This is a genomic window from Phenylobacterium sp. (assembly GCF_030680185.1).
Taxonomy (GTDB): Bacteria; Pseudomonadota; Alphaproteobacteria; order Caulobacterales; family Caulobacteraceae; genus Phenylobacterium.
In genome coordinates this window covers 111,392-127,892 of the sequence record NZ_JAUXVZ010000029.1, presented here as the reverse complement: position 1 = coordinate 127,892, position 16,501 = coordinate 111,392, and the positions used below count along the sequence as shown (strand labels likewise).

The window sequence follows — 16,501 nt, the reverse complement described above, 5'->3', positions numbered from 1 at the left end:
CGACATCTGTGATACATAGTTGACCCGTCTGGCCCTGTAAAGGATCCGCTCCGCGCGACACGCATCAAGGATGGCCAGGAACGGCGACGCGTGGTCTTTCTTGGCTAGAGGCGCATTCCAGCCTTCATCCGCCAGGGTGGAGCTTTCGGCCGGCCTTCAACGTTAGGGAGCCCATGGCGACGACCCAGGAAAAGGCCCACCAAGCCTGGCGGGCGGCGGAACGGATCAAGCGGCTCTCCGACCGGCTGGTGGGAGTCGGGCCGTTTGGCCTGGGGCTCGACGGCATCCTCGCCTGGGCGCCCGTGGCCGGCACGGTCTACAGCGTGGGCGCCGGGGCGTTGCTGGTGGCCGCCGGATTTCGCGCCGGCGCCTCGATCATGACCCTGGGCCGGATGACCGCCTATCTGGCCTTTGACTCCGCGTCCTCGACCGTGCCCTTCATTGGCTGGACGGTGGACACCCTGTTTCCCGGCCACCTGATGGCGGCCAAGGCGCTGCAGAAGGACATCGAGGCTCGCCACGGCCCCTCGGCCCTGCCGGCGAGCTGGGACCGGAAGCGCAAGGCCCGCGCCAGCCGGCGGGCCGTAAAGGTCTGACATCAGGTCTGATTGGCCGACTTGCGCCAGATCAGCGACACTGCCGTTCCGCCCCATGATGATCGCGGCACTCCAACATCCGAAGCCCGCAACGCCCAAGCCCCTATGACCGACGCCGCCAAGGCCTCGAACCTCTACCTGCCCAAGCTCGCGACCCTGCTGCGGGCGGGCTATGGCCTGGGCGACCTGAGGGCCGACGCGGTGGCTGGCCTGACCGTGGCGATTGTCGCCCTGCCGCTGTCCATGGCCATCGCCATCGCCGCGGGCGTGGGACCTGAGCGCGGGCTCTATACGGCCATCGTCGGCGGCTTCCTGGTCTCGATGCTGGGGGGCAGCCGCTTCCAGATCGGCGGACCGGCCGGGGCCTTCATCGTTCTGGTGGCCGGCACGGTGCATCTGCACGGGATCGAGGGGCTGATCCTGGCGACCTTCCTGTCGGGGCTGATGCTGGCGGCCGGCGGCCTGTTGCGCCTGGGTAATCTGATCCGACTGATCCCGCCGGCGGTGACGGTAGGCTTCACCGCCGGCATCGCGGTGATCATCCTGGTCAGCCAGGTGCGCGACCTGCTGGGCCTGACCCTGGCGGGCGGCGAACCCGCCGAGTTCGGACCCAAGGTGGCTGCCCTGGCCCACGCCCTGCCCAGCGTCAGCGCGCCGGCGGCGGCCCTGGCGTTCGGGGTGATCGGCCTGATCGTGGCGATCCGCCGCTGGCGGCCAGCCTGGCCAGCCCTGCTGATCGCCGTCAGCCTGGCTTCGGCCGCCGCCGTGGCGCTCAGCCTGCCGGTGGAGACCATCGGCTCGAAGTTTGGCGGCATCCCCAACCGGCTGCCCATGCCCCACCTGCCGGACCTGTCCTGGACCAAGGTGCTGGCCGTCCTGCCGGCGGCGGCGGCCTTCACCCTGCTGGGCGCGATCGAGAGCCTGCTGTCGGCGGTGGTGGCCGACGGCATGACGGGGCGTCGGCATCGCTCGAACATGGAGCTGATCGCCCAGGGGATCGCCAATTCCGGCGCGGCCCTGTTCGGCGGCATGCCGGTGACCGGCACGATCGCCAGGACGGCGACCAATGTCCGGGCCGGCGCCCGGACGCCAGTGGCCGGCATGCTGCACAGCCTCTATCTGCTGGCCTTCATGCAGATTGCAGCCCCGCTGGCGGCCTATGTGCCGCTGGCCGCCCTGGCGGGCCTGCTGGCGGTGGTGGCCTGGAACATGGTGGAGAAGGCCGAGATCGCCCACCTGATGCGGGAGAACCGCGGAGGCGCAGCGGTGATGGCGGTGACGCTCGCCCTGACCCTGGCCCACGACCTGATCGCCGGCATCGCCGCCGGCTGCGCCCTGGCCGCTGGGATCGCGCTGCTGCGACGCTGGAAGGTCTAGCCCATTTTTGGGCGGATGATCGCTCTTAGCCCAAGGCTGGGCTCTCCAGAGATCAGCCGCGGACGGCGTCCAGCTGGGCGTAGCCGAGTTCTTCGTTGAGGCGGTCCAGCACCTCGATGGCGCATTCGGGGACCACCGTGCCGGGCGGGAAGATGGCGGCGACGCCCATGTCGGTCAGGGCGGCGAAGTCCTCCGGCGGGATGACGCCGCCGACCACAACCAGGATGTCGGGGCGGCCCAGGCGGGCGAGTTCGGCCTTGAGCTCGGGCACCAGGGTCAGGTGGCCGGCGGCCAGCGAACTGGCGCCCACCACATGGACCTGGCGCTCGACGGCCAGCGCCGCGGCCTCGGCCGGGGTCTGGAAGAGGTCGCCGATCTCCACCTCGAAGCCGAGGTCGGCGAAGCCCGAGGCGATCACCTTCTGGCCGCGGTCGTGGCCGTCCTGGCCCATCTTGGCGATCAGCACCCGGGGCTTGCGGCCGTCGGCGGAGGCGAACGCGCCGACCATGGCCTTGGCCTTCAGGGCGGCCGGGGTCTCGCCGGACTCGCGCAGATAGACGCCCTTGACCGCATCGGCCTTGGCCTTGTGGCGGTCGAAGACCTTTTCCAGGGCGTAGCTGATCTCGCCCACCGTGGCCTTGGCCCGGGCGGCCTCCACCGACAGGGCCAGCAGGTTGCCGGTCCCGGCCGCGCCGGCGGTGAGCGCGTCGAGGGCCTTCTCGACGGCGGCGGGATCGCGGTCGGCCTTCAGGCGGGCCAGCTTCTCGAGCTGGCGCTGGCGGACGGCGGAGTTATCGACCTTGAGCACCGGAATCTCGTCGAGGTCGGACGAGCGGTAGCGGTTGACGCCCACGACGCTCTGGCGGCCGGAGTCGATGCGGGCCTGGGTGCGGGCGCTGGCCTCCTCGATGCGGCGCTTGGGCAGGCCGTCCTCGATGGCCTTGGCCATGCCGCCCAGGGCCTCGACCTCGGCGATATGGGTGCGGGCGCGGGCGGCGAGGTCGGCGGTCAGGCGCTCCACATAGTAGGAGCCGCCCCAGGGGTCGATGACCCGGGTCTGGCCGCTTTCCAGCTGCAGGAAGAGCTGGGTGTTGCGCGCGATGCGGGCGGAGAAATCCGTCGGCAGGGCAAGGGCTTCGTCCAGGGAGTTGGTGTGCAGGCTCTGGGTCTGGCCGCCCGTGGCCGCCATGGCCTCGACGCAGGTGCGCGCGACATTGTTGTAGACGTCCTGGGCCGCCAGGCTCCAGCCGCTGGTCTGGGTGTGGGCGCGCAGCGAGAGCGAGCGGGAGTCCTTGGGGGCGAACTCCGCCTGCATGAGCTCGGCCCAGAGCAGGCGGCCGGCCCGCTGCTTGGCGATCTCCATGAAGGCGTTCATGCCCGCGTTCCAGAAGAAGGAGAGGCGCGGGGCGAACTTGTCGACGCTCATGCCGGCGGCGACGCCGGCTCGGACATATTCGATGCCGTCAGCCAGGGTGTAGGCCAGCTCCAGGTCTAGCGTCGCCCCGGCCTCCTGGATGTGATAGCCGGAGATGGAGATCGAGTTGAACCTCGGCATCTCCGTTGAAGTATATGAAAAGATGTCGGAAATGATCCGCATCGAAGGCGCTGGCGGATAGATGTAGGTGTTGCGGACCAGGAACTCCTTGAGGATGTCGTTCTGGATGGTGCCCGAGAGCTTGGCGGCCGGCACGCCCTGTTCCTCGGCGGCCACGATATAGAGCGCCAGGATCGGCAGCACCGCGCCGTTCATGGTCATGGACACGCTCATTTGGTCGAGGGGAATGCCGTCGAACAGGGTGCGCATGTCGAGGATGGAATCGATGGCGACGCCGGCCATGCCCACATCGCCGGCCACCCGCGGATGGTCGGAATCGTAGCCCCGGTGCGTGGCGAGGTCGAAGGCCACCGACAGCCCCTTCTGACCGGCCGCCAGGTTGCGGCGATAGAAGGCGTTGGAGTCCTCGGCCGTGGAGAAGCCCGCATACTGGCGGATGGTCCACGGATTGGTGGCGTACATGGTCGGGTAGGGGCCACGCAGGAAGGGCGCGAGGCCGGGGTAGCCGTCCAGGCCGCTCAGGCCTTCGATGTCGGCCGGTCCATAGGCGGGGGCGACGTCGATCCCTTCCGGCGTGGCCCAGGGTTCGGCCGTCAGGACCGTCGCGGCCGGGCGATCTGCGTCGAAGGGGACTTCGGTATAGTCGGGGAAGGCGCTCATTGGGCGGTCCCCATGACGCTGGGGGTTTCGAAGGGTTCGGAGAGGCGTAGCGGGGCCAGCGGCGGGCAGCGGCCGTCTGGGCCGGGCAGGCGGGGCGAGGGCGCCTGGACGCTGCGGGGCGCCGGGGTGTCGATCTCGACGGGTTCGTCCTTGGCCGGCGGGAAGGCGGTGACGCCGACGATGGCTGGCTGGCCGAGATCGGCGCGGGCCGCACAGGTGGTCTCCACCTCGGCGGCGATGTGGCCAGCGGTGAGCGCCGAGATGACGCCCCCCAGGCCTTGAGTGACTTGGAAGGCCGACCAGGCGGCGCGGGCGATCTGGTCGGTGAGGGATTCCACATAGCCCGAGCCGGCGGCGGGATCGGCGACGCGGCCGATATGGGCCTCTTCCATCAGCACCAGCTGGGTGTTGCGGCTCTGCCGGCGGGCCAGGGCCGAGGGCAGGCCGATGGCGTCGGTGAAGGCGCCCAGGACCACGGCGTCGGCTCCGCCGACGGCCGCGCCGAAGCCCGCCGAGGTCAGTCTGAGCATATTGGTCCAGGGATCGCGGCGGGTGAGCATGCGGCGGGAGGATCTGGCCTCGATCCGTGCGGGAATATCCAGGCCACAGGCGCCCACAAGCCGCGCCCAGACCAGCCGGGCGGCGCGCAGCTTGGCGATGGTCAGGAAGTAGTCGGCCTCGGCGGTGAGCCCGAGTGTGATGGCGCCGAAGGCCTGCTCCATGCTCATGCCGGACCGGACCATGGCCTTGGCGTAGGCCAGCGCGCTGGCGGCCGCAAAGGCGATCTCGCAGGCCTCGCCGCCGCCGGCCTCGTGGATGACGGCGCCGGAGGCGAGGAAGAGCTGGGCCTGGGGATAGGTCTGGGCGTGGCGGGCGGCCGCGCCTGCGGCGGCGAAGAGGTGGGCCTCGATGGGGCCGGGGCTCTGGCCCGCGGCGGCGAAGGCGCTGAGCGGATCGAGATGGAACAGGAGCTGAGCGGCCGGCGCGGCCTTGGCGACGCTGCTCAGCCAGTCGGCGGCGACGATCCCGAGGAAGCCCGCGTCCAGAGCCACCGGCGCCAGTTCGAGGATGACGCCGTCGAGGACGAGGGCGAGGTCTTCGGCCGATCCGACGGCGCAGCCGGTCTTTCCCTGCGGGTCGAGGGCCACCAGCGCCGAGGCCGCGCCGCCTTCGAGATCGGCGAGGATGTCAGCATTGGCCCGCGCGGGGGCGGGATGGCGGGTGACGCCCTGCAGGTCCCAGGCGCGCTCGGGATCGAAGGGCCGGGTGGGGACGGGCTGGGCGTCCATCGGCCCATAAAGGGGCGTGATGGTCAGGCCCTCGGCCGTGGTGGTGGTCAGGCTTTCGGGCGGCTTGTCGCCCAGGGTCTTGAGGACGAGGGCGCGCCAGTCTTCGGCGCTGGCCTGCGGAAATTCCACGGCGGGGGAAGCGATCTGGACCATCCCCTCTGTGATGAGCCGGGGGCGCGGTGAGCGTCAAGGGCGCCGCCACGGCGCCCAGGGGCAGATTTTCGCCGGGGGCCGCCTGCCGTGGGGGCATCGGCGAGGCGTCTTGCGCGCGAGGCGGGTTTTCGCTTACATCGTAAATCAGAACATCTGCCGATCAAGGAAACGTCCCATGGCCCTGCCGCCCATTCTCCGTGACCGCCTGCGCCTGCCGGCCATCGCCTCGCCCCTGTTCATCATCTCGAACCCGGACCTGGTGGTCGCCCAGTGCAAGGCCGGCATTGTTGGCTCGTTCCCGGCCCTGAACGCCCGGCCGGCGAGCCAGCTGGACGAATGGCTGGCCCAGATCACCGAGGAACTGGCGGCCTGGGACGCCAAGAACCCGGACCTTCCCTCTGCGCCGTTCGCGGTGAACCAGATCGTGCACAAGACCAACGACCGGCTGGAGCACGATGTGGAGATGGCGGCCAAGTACAAGGTCCCGATCATCATCACCTCGCTGGGCGCGCGGGAGGATGTGAACCAGGCGGTGCACGCCTATGGCGGCATCGTCATGCACGACATCATCAACGACCGTTTCGCCCGCAAGGCGGTGGAGAAGGGCGCCGACGGCCTGATCCCCGTGGCGGCCGGCGCTGGTGGCCACGCCGGGGCGCTGTCGCCCTTCGCCCTGATCCAGGAGCTGCGGACCTGGTTCGACGGGCCGATCGCGCTCTCCGGCGCCATCGCCAATGGGGCGGCCATCCTGGGCGCCCAGGCCATGGGCGCGGACCTGGCCTATATCGGCTCGGCCTTCATCGCGACGAAGGAGGCCAATGCGGCCCAGGGCTATAAGGACATGATCGTCGAGAGTTCGGGCGAGGACATCGTCTATTCGAACCTGTTCACCGGCGTGCACGGCAACTATCTGCGGCCCTCGATCCTGGCCGCAGGCCTCGACCCCGATAACCTGCCGGAAGCCGATCCGTCGAAGATGAACTTCGGCTCGGGCGGCAACACCAAGGCCAAGGCCTGGAAGGACATCTGGGGCTGCGGCCAGGGCATCGGCGCAGTCGAGGAAATCCTCGGCGCCGGCGAACTGGTGGCCAAGCTGGCCGAAGAATACGAGGCGGCCAAGGCGTCGCTCGCCGAGAAGACCTCGTTCACCGCCGGCCGGGTGCTGATGGCGGCGGAGTAAGCCCCGCCGCCAAGGGCGCTCAGCGCTCCAGGGCGAACTGCACCGAGAGGCTGACGCCCACCGAGACCTCGCCGGGTTGCACCGGGGCCATCGGGGGCGGGGGCGGGGGCGCAGGCATGGCCCCGCCATAGCTCTGGCCGGTCACCACGATCGACTGGAGGTCGCGCTGCATCGGGTAATAGCCGCCGCCCTCGCTGATGGTCAGAAGCCGGGCCGTGCGGAAGCCGGCCTGGCGGGCATAGAGATCGGCCCGGGCGCGGGCCTTCTGCAGGGCGTCGGCGCGAGCCTCGTCGGCGGCGGCGTCGGGCTGTTCGACGCTGAAATGGGGGCCGTCCACCTGATTGGCGCCGGCGCTCACCATGGCGTCCATCAGGCGACCCATGTCGGCGATGCGCCGCAGCTTCACGGTGACGGTGTTGCGGGCTTCATAGCCGATGATGCTGGGGGCCTGGGGCGCCATCACCTCGGTCGTCCCGTCCTGGCTGCGCACAGGCTGAGGGTAGTGATACTGCGGCTGCAGGGTGAGCGCCGAGGTCTGGATGTCTCGTTCAGCGACGCCCGCGCGGCGCAGGGCGGCGACCACGGCGTCCATGCGGACGTTGTTGGCGCTCATGGCTTCGGCGGCGGTCTTGGCCTGGGCCACGACGCCGGCGTTGAACAGGGCGAGGTCCGGCGCGCGGTTGGAACGGCCCTCGGCGGTGATGTTGACGATGGGCGTATCCGTCGCAATCGCGCGGATGGGCTCGGGCGTCTGGGCCGCCGCGCCCGAGGCGATGAGGGCGGCGATCAGGGCGGCGGCGAGGGGGGTGGCGCGGGCGATAGCTGTCATGGGAATCCTCCTGCGACCTAGCGTAAACCGGCCGCCTCAGTTTGGAAGCCGCCCGAGCTTCGAGAGGGATTCCCGGCGAGGACTGGAATGACGGGAGGTGGGAGAGCTCAACTTCCTGTCGAGGTGTAGCGGGCGACGCCGGCGCGCCAGGCGAGGAAGGATGCGGCCAGGAAGAGGAAGCCCATGGCCGGCGCGGCAGGCAGCCACCAGTCCGGGGCGCCCAGGGGGTCGGGCTGATCCAGCAGGGCGAGGACGGGGTAGTAGGCCACGGCGCCAATGGGCACGATGAAGATCAGCAGGTTGCGGAACCAGCCGGCATAGAGGCTGAGCGGGAACTGGCCAGCCTGGACGCCGCCATAGGTGAGCACGTTGAACACCTCCAGGCTTTCGGTGGTCCAGAAGGCGAGGCTGGCCTGGAGGATCATCAGGCCGACGAAGAGCGCCGCCCCGCCGGCCACGGTCCAGGCCAGCAGGGCGATCTTGTCCGGCGTCCAATCGAGACCCACGGCCCAGGCACCAAGGCTAAGCACCAGGACGGCCTGGGCCATGCGGCCAAAGCGGCTGAGGCGGAACTCGTAGCCGATCAGTTGCAGGGTGGGCGAGCGCGGCCGCAGCAGCACCCGATCGAAGGCGCCGGTCTTGACGAACTCCGAGCCGAAGACGTCGAAGCCGCGGCTGACGAAATCGGCCAGGGCGAAGCTGATCGAGATCACCCCGTAGAAGACGGCGATGTCGCCGAGCCGCCAGCCCTGGACCTGGCCGAAGCGGTCGAACAGGGCCCAGACGGCCAGCATGTCGATGATGGTGGTGGCGAAGGCGCCGATCCCCAGCATGATGGCCGAGCCGGGATACTGCAGCTGGGCGCGCATGGAGGCGGCGTAGTAGCGGCCGAGCAGGGCGAGGCTGTTCATGGCGCTTCAGCCTCCCTGCACTTCGAGGCGGGCCATGACGCGGGCCAGCGCCGCACGGCCCACCAGGATCAGCGCCAGGACCCAGAAGACCTGCAGGCCAAGGCCTGCCCAGGCCCAGGCGCCGGCGAGCTGGCCCATATAGAGGCGCAGGGGAATATCCAGCATGCCGGCGAAGGGTTGCATGAGCAGGGCCGTCTGCGCCCAGTCGGGATAGAGGGCGAGCGGCAGGAGGTTGCCCGAGAAGACGATGACCAGGGGATTGTAGAGCACCACAGCCCCTCGGTCCGTCAGCGTGGCGGCGACCACGATATTGACGATCATCAGCAGGGCCGAGGAGAGGGCGACGGCGAGCCCAAGACTGACGGTGAAGAAGCCCGCCGCAGCAAGGCCGGCGGGCGGGCCCCACGCCCAGGCCTCCAGGCCCAGCAGGGGCAGGGCGAGGCCCGCGGCGAGCAGCATCAGGGCGGCCCGCGGCGCGGCGCGGGAGACCATCCAGGCGCCGCCACGCACGTACCACAGCCAGTAGGTGTCCACCGGACGAAGACGGTCATAGGCCACCGACCCTGTGCGGACGGCCTGGGCGACCTCCGGATCGGAGCCCCAGGGGGTGAGCGCCAGCAGGGCCTGGACCATCCAGATATAGGTGATCGCCTGGGCCAGGCTGATGGGAGAGGCCTCGGCCGCGCCGGGCGAGGCGGCGAAGAAGGCGGCCAGGATCATCACCTTGATCGCGCCCCACCAGCACTGGGTGGCGAAGCCGGCGATGGCGGCCGCCCGGTACTGCAGCATCAGCAGGAAGCGGCTGGAAAAGGCGGCCAGATAGGGGCGGGCGGCGTCCATGGCGCGCCTCAGCCCTCGCTCGCGCCGTGCAGGTCGTAGAAGCGGGCGATGACCTCTTCGATGGCCGGTTCCCCCACATGGATGTCGACCACCTCGTGGGCCGCGGCGAGGGCGGCGATCAGGGTGGGCGTCGGGGTCCGGGCCGGATCGAAGGCGAGCTCCAGGGTCTGGCCCCTGCGGCTGCGCACCTCGACGCCGGGCATGTTGAGGTCGGGCGCCTCATGGGCGAAGTCGACCACCAGGCGTCGCTCGGCCAGGACATTGGCCCGCAGGGTCTCGAACGGGCTGTCGGCCAGGACCTGGCCATGGCCGATGACGATGACCCGCTCGGCCAGGGCCTCGATGTCGTGCATGTCGTGGGTGGTGAGCAGGACGGTGACGCCGCGCTCGCGGTTCAGGCGGCGAACCACATCTCGGACGGCGAGCTTGGACGGGGCGTCCAGGCCGATGGTCGGCTCGTCCAGGAACAGGATGTCGGGCTCGTGCAGCAGGGCCGCGGCGATCTCGGCGCGCATCCGCTGACCGAGCGACAGCTGGCGCACCGGCTGGTCCAGCACTCGCTCCAGGCGCAGCAGGGCCACCAGCTCGTCGCGGTTGGCGCGGTAGCGGGCAGGCTCGACGCGATAGATGTCGGCCAGCAGGTCGAAGCCTTCGGAGACCGGCAGGTCCCACCAGAGCTGGGTGCGCTGGCCGAACACCACGCCGATCTTCGACACATGGGCGATGCGGTCGGTGAAGGGGACCCGGCCGTTCACCTGCACGACCCCGGCGTCGGGCTTCAGGATGCCCGACAGGATCTTGATGGTGGTGGACTTGCCGGCCCCGTTGGGACCGATGAAGCCCAGCAGTTCGCCCGCCTCCAGGGAAAAGGAGACGTCCCGCAGGGCTTCGACCGTGCGGTGGCGGCGATGGACCAGACCCTTGACCGCGCCCATGAGGCCGGGATCGCGTTCGGCGACGCGATAAGTCTTGGCCAGGTCCTCGACGAGGATCTGTGGCATGGGCGAGCGCCCGTGATGAAAATGAGAAGGACGCGGACCCTAGAGGGGCGGCCCGTCCGTTGCAATGGCGCAGCTTCGCCACACGCCAAACGCGAAAAGAAAGTGGCGATGACGCATCCGTGAAGGCGGCTGGCGCGTATTCACCTTAGCCGTCGCGCCGATCGCGGCCGCGCTGACTACGAGGGACTAGCTATGACTGATCCGAAAATCCGCATTCTTGCCGGCGCTTCCGCCATCGCCATGGCCTTCGCCCTGGCCGCCTGTTCGCAGCCCGAAGAACCCGCGGCGACCGACGCCGCGCCGATGGCCACGGCTGAACCCGCGGCCATGGAGACCAATATCGTCGCCGGCGCCCAGGCGTCTCCTGACCACACCACCCTGGTGACCGCCATCGAAACTGCGGGCCTCGTCGAGACCCTGTCGGGCCCGGGCCCGTTCACGGTCTTCGCGCCGACCAACGCCGCCTTTGAAAAGCTGCCGGCCGGTACGGTGGATACGCTTCTGCAGCCCGCCTCGAAGGACATGCTGACCTCGGTCCTGACCTATCATGTGGTGGCCGGCGAGATGATGGCCGCCGACCTGATGTCCGCCATCGAAGCCGGCGGCGGCACGGCCACCCTGACCACGGTCGAGGGCGACACGCTGACCGCCACGGTCGTCAACGGCGCCGTCCAGCTGACCGACGCCCGCGGCGGGACGGCCATGGTCACGGCCACCGATCTCGACCAGTCCAATGGCGTGATCCACGTGGTCGACACCGTGCTGATGCCGGCCGAATAGGCCCCACGCGATCGACGGACGACGGAAGGCCCCCGCCGCGAGGCGGGGGCCTTTTGCATGGCCGCTATTCGGCGGGCCGCGGGGCGACCGGCGGGATCAGCGGTTCGGGCACGTCCACCGCGGCTGAAGCGGCCATGGCCTGGGGCGCGGCGGTCTCCGCGCGACGGGCGGCCAGGGCGGCCTTCGTCTCTTCATAGGAGGCCCGGGTGATCTTGTAGCGGGCGTAGAAGAAGACCGCGATGAAGCCCGGAATACCCGCCAGGACGCCGTCCCAAAGGGCCAGATCCCAGATCACCTGGGCTGGCACTTCACCGACCTGGGCGCGGACGGGGAAGGAGATCAGGGTCAGGACGAAGCCCGCCAGGGCCGCGCCGATGGCCTGATCGACCTTGGCGAACAGGGCGCGGGTCGAATAGAGCACGCCCTCCTGCCTCAGGCCGAACTTCAGCTCGTTCTCGTCGGCAATGTCGGCGAGGGCCGACATGATGCTGATCGACAGCACGCTGGCCGCCCCGTAGCTCAGCACCGAGAAGGCGATGAGGATGGCCAGCAGGTTCGGCGTCTCAGTCGTCAGCATGCCGGCGAAACCCATCAGGATCGGCACGGACGGGGCCAGGGCGTAGACGATGGCCGAGACGATGATGGTCGCCTTCTTGTCGAACCGCCCGTGCAGCATGGCGGCGAACAGGAAGGCCGACAGATAGCCGGCGAACGAGCCGATGACGAAGAAGCGGATCTGCTCCGACCCCAGGCCCCAATAGTAGGTGTTGGTATAGAGGTGAAGCCCGCCGCGCAGGCCGATCATCATGCTGAGGAAGAAGTAGGCCACCAGCAGCCAGACATAGTTGACGTTGTTGAACGCCTTGCCCAGGTCCTTGAAGAACTCGAAGGGGCTGTATTTCGGCAGGTTTTCCGGCGGCTTGGGCAGATAGGGGATGCGGTCGCGGGTGAACCAGGCCGACGCCGCCAGGAGCACCAGGGCGATGGCGCCCATGATGAACGAGAACGGGCCGTAGGGCTCGGGGTTGAGCAGGCCGCGGGGGTATTCCGGTGTCGCCTGGAAGAAGTAGCTGAGCGCGATCCAGGTGGTGGCTGCGGCCCCCGCCCAGGTGAAGAAGCTGTTGTAGGACATCACCTTGGAGCGCTCGGTGTAGTCGCGACTGAGCTCGCTGCCCAAGGCCAGGTGTGGCGTATGATAGAAGGTCATCGACTGGCGCAGCATGACTACGGTCACGGCGAACCAGGAGAACAGGGCCCAGGTCCCCAGACCATCGGGCGGATTGAACACCGCCCACAGGGACAGCACGATGGGGATGGGGGCGAAGAACATATAGATGTGGCGCCGGCCCCAGCGCGACTTGGTGCGGTCCGAGAGCGAGCCCACCAGGGGGTCGGAAATGCCGTCAAGGAACAGGCTGGCGGAGATGGCGAGGCCCGCCAGGTGCGCCTCCAGGCCCAGCACCTGATTGTAGTAGAGCATGGCGTAGGAGCCGACGGAGAACAGCGCGATGGACTCCGCGCCGCTCCCGACCCCGAAGGCCAGCTTGGTCTTGAACGGCAGCCGCTCGCTGACGCCCGATGAATTCTGGGCCAATTTCAAATCCTCCCCGAGCACGCTCTTAAAATGGATCGGCGCATCTCAATCACGGGAGCAAGCCCGAGCCTGACCCAAAGGTCAACTGGCCGGTGAGCATACCCGAGGCTAGAGCAGAAAGGATGAGGCGGCCTTGAATGGGGAGCGAAAGATGAGCGGCGGCCCGCCCCTGATCGTCACCGCGGCCCTGGACGCGGGCGCCTTCGACTGGTTCGACGACCTGCGGCGGGCGCACTTTCCGAAACACCGCAACGTGGCTCCCGCCCACCTGACCCTGTTCCACGCCCTGCCGGGGGATCAGGAGCCCTTCATCGCCGAGACGCTGAAGGCGGCCTGCGCGCGGCGCGCGCCCATCACCCTGGCGGTGCGAGGACCCTGGTTCATCGGCCGCGGGGTGGCCTATCGGATCGCCTCGGCGGAACTGGAGGCCCTGCGCGCTGAACTGGCGCAGGCCTTCGCGTCCTGGCTGACGCCACAGGACCGCGCGCCCTTTCGACCGCACATCACCATCCAGAACAAGGCTGACCCAGCCGAGGCCCGCGTCCTGTGCGAGCGGCTGCAGCTGGCGTTCGAGCCCTTCGATATCACGGCCGAGGGCCTGCTGGTCTGGCGCTATCTGGGCGGCCCGTGGGCGCCGGTGGCGAAGGTGAGGTTCGCGGGCGGAGGCCAAGCCGTCTCACTCACCTGAGGGGTGACGGGCCCCCACTGTGCTTGGCGCGTCAGACCCAAGATAGGTTGTGCGCCAGTATCAACAGTTTGCCTTGAGTCATGCATCTATTGTAGCTCGGTAGAGCGTTCATTTTCGAACCGCATACCGGTATTACAAGAACAACGTTCGCTTTCGGCCGGCTTCGTGGGCGACCTGAGAGAAGATGAATACTCATGGCGGCCCCCACAGTTGATATTCTTGTCGCTGACGCGTCGCTGATTGTCGGTGAAAGCTCTACTGTAACATTCACATTTTCCGAGCCTGTCCAAGGCTTCGCGCCCGGTGATCTGACCGTGGGAAACGGCCTGGTCGCCGGACTCTTCTCGGCCGATGGCGGGACGACCTGGACCGGGACCCTCATCCCGAATGCTGGGGTCACCGACGCCAGCAATGTCATCACCGCGGACCTGACCGGCGTCACCGACTTGGGCGGCACGCCCGGGATCGGCACGGCGAGTTCGAACAACTACGCCGTTGATACGGTCCGTCCGACGGCGAGTATCGTGGTCGCCAATACGGTGCTGGGGGCCGGTGACGCCTCGACGGTGACATTCACCTTCTCCGAGGCGGTGACCGGGTTCACCGCGGCCGACCTTACGGTGGAAAACGGGACCGTGACCTGGCTGTCGTCGTCCGATGGCGGAGTCACCTGGACCGGCAGCCTGTCGCCGACGGCGAACGTCAGCGACAGCACCAACGTCATCACGCTCAACAATGCGGGCTATACGGATCTGGCGGGCAATACAGGCCTCGGAACCTCGACGTCCGGCAACTACAGTGTCGAGTCAATCCGTCCGACGGCGACTGTGGTCGTGGCTGACGCGGCGCTTGCGGCGGGGGAAACCTCGTTGGTGACGATCACCTTCTCCGAGGCTGTGAACGGCTTCGACAATGCCGATCTGACGGTGGTCAACGGGGCCCTTGGCGTGGTGTCCTCCACCGATGGCGGCGTCACCTGGACGGCCACGCTGACGCCGAGCGCGAATGTCTCGGACGCCACAAATCTCATAACGCTGAACATGTTCGGGGTGACCAACGGCGTCGGCAACGCCGGAGCCGGAACCATCAGCTCCAACAACTACGCCATCGACACCGTTCGCCCGACGGCCAGTATCGTGGTGGCCGATACGGCGCTGGCGGCCGACGAGACGTCGCAGGTCACGTTCACCTTCTCGGAGGCGGTGAGCGGATTCTCCACGGGCGACCTGACGGTGGCCAACGGCGTCGTCAGCGGCCTGTCGTCGTCCGACGGCGGAATTACCTGGGCGGCGACCCTGACGCCGACAGCGGGCGTCACCGACACCACCAATCTCATCACGTTGGACATGACAGGTGTGGTCGACGCCGCCGGCAACGCTGGAGCAGGAACAGCCGACTCCAACAACTACGCTATCGACACCGCCCGCCCGACGGCCAGTATCGTGGTGGCCGATACGGCCCTGCGAGCCGGTGACACGTCGCAGGTGACGTTCACCTTCTCCGAAGCGGTGACCGGGTTCACCACGGCCGACCTGACGGTGGCGAACGGGCTCGTGAGCGGACTCGCCTCGTCCGATGGCGGGATCACCTGGACGGCGACCCTAACCCCCACGGCCGCCACCACCGACACCACCAATGTGGTCACCCTGAATAACGCCGGCGTGACTGACGCCGCCGGCAATACGGGAACGGGGACGACGAGTTCGAACAACTACGCCATCGACACCCTTCGCCCGACGGCGAGCATCTTGGTCGCCGATACGGCGCTGGCGGTGGGAGAGACGTCGCTGGTGACCTTCACCTTCTCGGAGGCGGTGTCGGGATTTTCCAACGGCGATCTGACGGTGGTCAACGGGACCCTGACCGCGGTGTCGTCCGCCGATGGGGGCGTCACCTGGACGGCCACCCTGACCCCCAGCGCCAGCATTTCGGATACGACGAACGTCATTACGCTGGACAATACCGGCGTGATAGACGCCGCCGGAAACGGGGGGACCGGGACGACGGCGTCCAACAACTACGCCATCGACACGCTCCGCCCCACCGCCAGCATCGTGGTGGCCGATACGGCCCTTCAGGCCGGTGAGACGTCGCAGGTGACGATCACCTTCTCGGAGGCGGTGACAGGGTTTTCCAACGACGACCTGACGGTGGCCAACGGGACCCTGAGCGCGGTCTCATCCGCCGATGGCGGCGTGACCTGGACCGCCACCCTGACCCCGAGCGCGAGCGTCTCGGACGCCACGAACCTCATCGTGCTGGACAATGCCGGCGTGGCCGACCTTGCCGGCAACAGTGGAGCCGGAACGACCGAGTCCAACAATTACGCCATCGACACGGTCGCCGCCCCGCCGCCGCCGCCGTCCCCGCCGCCCACGCAGATTTTCGGGACCCCGTTCTCGGAATTCATCACCGGCAACGCCCTGGACAATACGATCGACGCCGGCGGCGGAAACGACACGGTGACGGGCGAGGGAGGCGCAGACCTGATTGACGGCGGCGAAGGCGACGATGTGCTCCAGGGCAACACGGGCTCGGACACCATCTATGGCGGCCTTGGGGATGATCTGGTCCTGGGGGGCAAGGACAGTGATTTTCTGCAGGGAAATGTCGGGGCGGATAACCTTTTCGGCGACATGGGCGACGACACCGTCCACGGCGGCCAGGGCGCCGACCAGGTCCAGGGCGGCCTGGGCGACGACATCATCTTTGGCGATGCGGGCAATGACACCGTCCGCGGCGGCCAGGGCGATGACATCGTGTTCGGCGGCCTCGGGGACGACTTCCTGTCGGGCGATCGGGGGAACGACACCTTGACGGGCGGTGAGGGGGCCGACCTGTTCCACACCTTCGACGGCGCCGGCCTGGACGTCGTGACCGACTTCAACCTGCTGGAAGGCGACCGCGTCCTGCTGGCGCCGGGCGTCAGCTACGTCACCGCTCAGGTGGGCGACGACACCGTGATCACCTTGAGCGGCGGCGACCAGATGATCCTGGAGGGCGTCCGCCTGGCGGACCTAGGCGACAACTGGATCATGGCGGGCTGAG

General features: G+C 68.5%; 13 protein-coding genes. 6 read left to right on the top strand and 7 right to left on the bottom strand.

Annotated elements, in window-relative coordinates:
- The first annotated feature begins 173 nt into the window (after positions 1–173).
- Both Q8L83_RS05740 and Q8L83_RS05735 read left to right on the top strand, forming a co-directional pair.
- Positions 174–596 carry a DUF4112 domain-containing protein gene (locus tag Q8L83_RS05740; protein ID WP_305285319.1) on the top strand — a complete coding sequence of 141 codons (423 nt, stop codon included), beginning with the start codon at positions 174–176 and terminating at the stop codon, positions 594–596.
- A 105-nt stretch (positions 597–701) separates the two neighbouring features.
- Positions 702–1,973 carry a SulP family inorganic anion transporter gene (locus Q8L83_RS05735; protein WP_305285318.1) on the top strand — a complete coding sequence of 424 codons (1,272 nt, stop codon included), beginning with the start codon at positions 702–704 and terminating at the stop codon, positions 1,971–1,973.
- A 52-nt stretch (positions 1,974–2,025) separates the two neighbouring features.
- On the opposite strand, the gene scpA is transcribed toward Q8L83_RS05735, so the two are convergent.
- The gene (scpA, locus tag Q8L83_RS05730; protein WP_305285317.1) at positions 2,026–4,188 is read right to left on the bottom strand and encodes a methylmalonyl-CoA mutase; all 2,163 of its coding nucleotides are present in this window, start codon (positions 4,186–4,188) and stop codon (positions 2,026–2,028) included.
- Positions 4,185–5,630, bottom strand: coding sequence for a methylmalonyl-CoA mutase family protein (locus tag Q8L83_RS05725; protein WP_305285316.1), 1,446 nt, complete (start codon positions 5,628–5,630; stop codon positions 4,185–4,187). Before Q8L83_RS05725 ends, scpA begins: the two co-directional genes overlap by 4 nt.
- 175 nt (positions 5,631–5,805) lie before the next feature.
- On the opposite strand from Q8L83_RS05725, the gene Q8L83_RS05720 reads away from it, so the two are divergent.
- Entirely contained in the window at positions 5,806–6,810 is a 1,005-nt protein-coding gene (locus Q8L83_RS05720) for a nitronate monooxygenase family protein (protein WP_305285315.1), read from the top strand.
- 19 nt (positions 6,811–6,829) lie between these two features.
- Here Q8L83_RS05720 and Q8L83_RS05715 read toward each other — a convergent pair whose 3' ends face one another.
- The 4 genes from Q8L83_RS05715 to Q8L83_RS05700 form a co-directional block, all read right to left on the bottom strand.
- A complete protein-coding gene (locus tag Q8L83_RS05715) occupies positions 6,830–7,639 on the bottom strand; it encodes an SIMPL domain-containing protein (protein ID WP_305285313.1) in 810 nt (269 codons plus the stop codon).
- A gap of 107 nt (positions 7,640–7,746) precedes the next feature.
- On the bottom strand, positions 7,747–8,550 hold the full coding sequence (locus Q8L83_RS05710; RefSeq protein WP_305285312.1) for an ABC transporter permease: 804 nt from the start codon (positions 8,548–8,550) through the stop codon (positions 7,747–7,749).
- 6 nt (positions 8,551–8,556) lie between these two features.
- Positions 8,557–9,390 carry a hypothetical protein gene (locus tag Q8L83_RS05705; protein ID WP_305285311.1) on the bottom strand — a complete coding sequence of 278 codons (834 nt, stop codon included), beginning with the start codon at positions 9,388–9,390 and terminating at the stop codon, positions 8,557–8,559.
- An 8-nt stretch (positions 9,391–9,398) separates the two neighbouring features.
- On the bottom strand, positions 9,399–10,391 hold the full coding sequence (locus tag Q8L83_RS05700; protein WP_305285310.1) for an ATP-binding cassette domain-containing protein: 993 nt from the start codon (positions 10,389–10,391) through the stop codon (positions 9,399–9,401).
- 192 nt (positions 10,392–10,583) lie between these two features.
- Here Q8L83_RS05700 and Q8L83_RS05695 point away from each other — a divergent pair, with 192 nt between their 5' ends.
- Positions 10,584–11,171, top strand: coding sequence for a fasciclin domain-containing protein (locus Q8L83_RS05695; protein ID WP_305285309.1), 588 nt, complete (start codon positions 10,584–10,586; stop codon positions 11,169–11,171).
- A 64-nt stretch (positions 11,172–11,235) separates the two neighbouring features.
- Here the strand turns inward: Q8L83_RS05695 and Q8L83_RS05690 are convergent, their stop codons facing one another.
- Positions 11,236–12,765, bottom strand: a complete 1,530-nt coding sequence (locus tag Q8L83_RS05690; RefSeq protein ID WP_305285308.1) for an MFS transporter — start codon at positions 12,763–12,765, stop codon at positions 11,236–11,238.
- Between the two features lie 151 nt (positions 12,766–12,916).
- On the opposite strand from Q8L83_RS05690, the gene Q8L83_RS05685 reads away from it, so the two are divergent.
- Positions 12,917–13,453, top strand: coding sequence for a 2'-5' RNA ligase family protein (locus tag Q8L83_RS05685; protein WP_305285307.1), 537 nt, complete (start codon positions 12,917–12,919; stop codon positions 13,451–13,453).
- A gap of 194 nt (positions 13,454–13,647) precedes the next feature.
- The gene (locus tag Q8L83_RS05680) at positions 13,648–16,500 is read left to right on the top strand and encodes an Ig-like domain-containing protein (RefSeq protein ID WP_305285305.1); all 2,853 of its coding nucleotides are present in this window, start codon (positions 13,648–13,650) and stop codon (positions 16,498–16,500) included.
- Position 16,501: the final 1 nt, after the last annotated feature.

Bases quoted from the DNA above. Each gene is read 5' to 3' on its own strand.
- Q8L83_RS05700 (WP_305285310.1), bottom strand. From the start codon at position 10,391: ATGCCACAGATCCTCGTCGAGGACCTGGCCAAGACTTATCGCGTCGCC.
- Q8L83_RS05710 (WP_305285312.1), bottom strand. From the start codon at position 8,550: ATGAACAGCCTCGCCCTGCTCGGCCGCTACTACGCCGCCTCCATGCGC.
- scpA (WP_305285317.1), bottom strand. From the start codon at position 4,188: ATGAGCGCCTTCCCCGACTATACCGAAGTCCCCTTCGACGCAGATCGC.
- Q8L83_RS05680 (WP_305285305.1), top strand. From the start codon at position 13,648: ATGGCGGCCCCCACAGTTGATATTCTTGTCGCTGACGCGTCGCTGATT.
- Q8L83_RS05735 (WP_305285318.1), top strand. From the start codon at position 702: ATGACCGACGCCGCCAAGGCCTCGAACCTCTACCTGCCCAAGCTCGCG.
- Q8L83_RS05720 (WP_305285315.1), top strand. From the start codon at position 5,806: ATGGCCCTGCCGCCCATTCTCCGTGACCGCCTGCGCCTGCCGGCCATC.
- Q8L83_RS05705 (WP_305285311.1), bottom strand. From the start codon at position 9,390: ATGGACGCCGCCCGCCCCTATCTGGCCGCCTTTTCCAGCCGCTTCCTG.
- Q8L83_RS05725 (WP_305285316.1), bottom strand. From the start codon at position 5,630: ATGGTCCAGATCGCTTCCCCCGCCGTGGAATTTCCGCAGGCCAGCGCC.
- Q8L83_RS05685 (WP_305285307.1), top strand. From the start codon at position 12,917: ATGAGCGGCGGCCCGCCCCTGATCGTCACCGCGGCCCTGGACGCGGGC.
- Q8L83_RS05695 (WP_305285309.1), top strand. From the start codon at position 10,584: ATGACTGATCCGAAAATCCGCATTCTTGCCGGCGCTTCCGCCATCGCC.
- Q8L83_RS05715 (WP_305285313.1), bottom strand. From the start codon at position 7,639: ATGACAGCTATCGCCCGCGCCACCCCCCTCGCCGCCGCCCTGATCGCC.
- Q8L83_RS05740 (WP_305285319.1), top strand. From the start codon at position 174: ATGGCGACGACCCAGGAAAAGGCCCACCAAGCCTGGCGGGCGGCGGAA.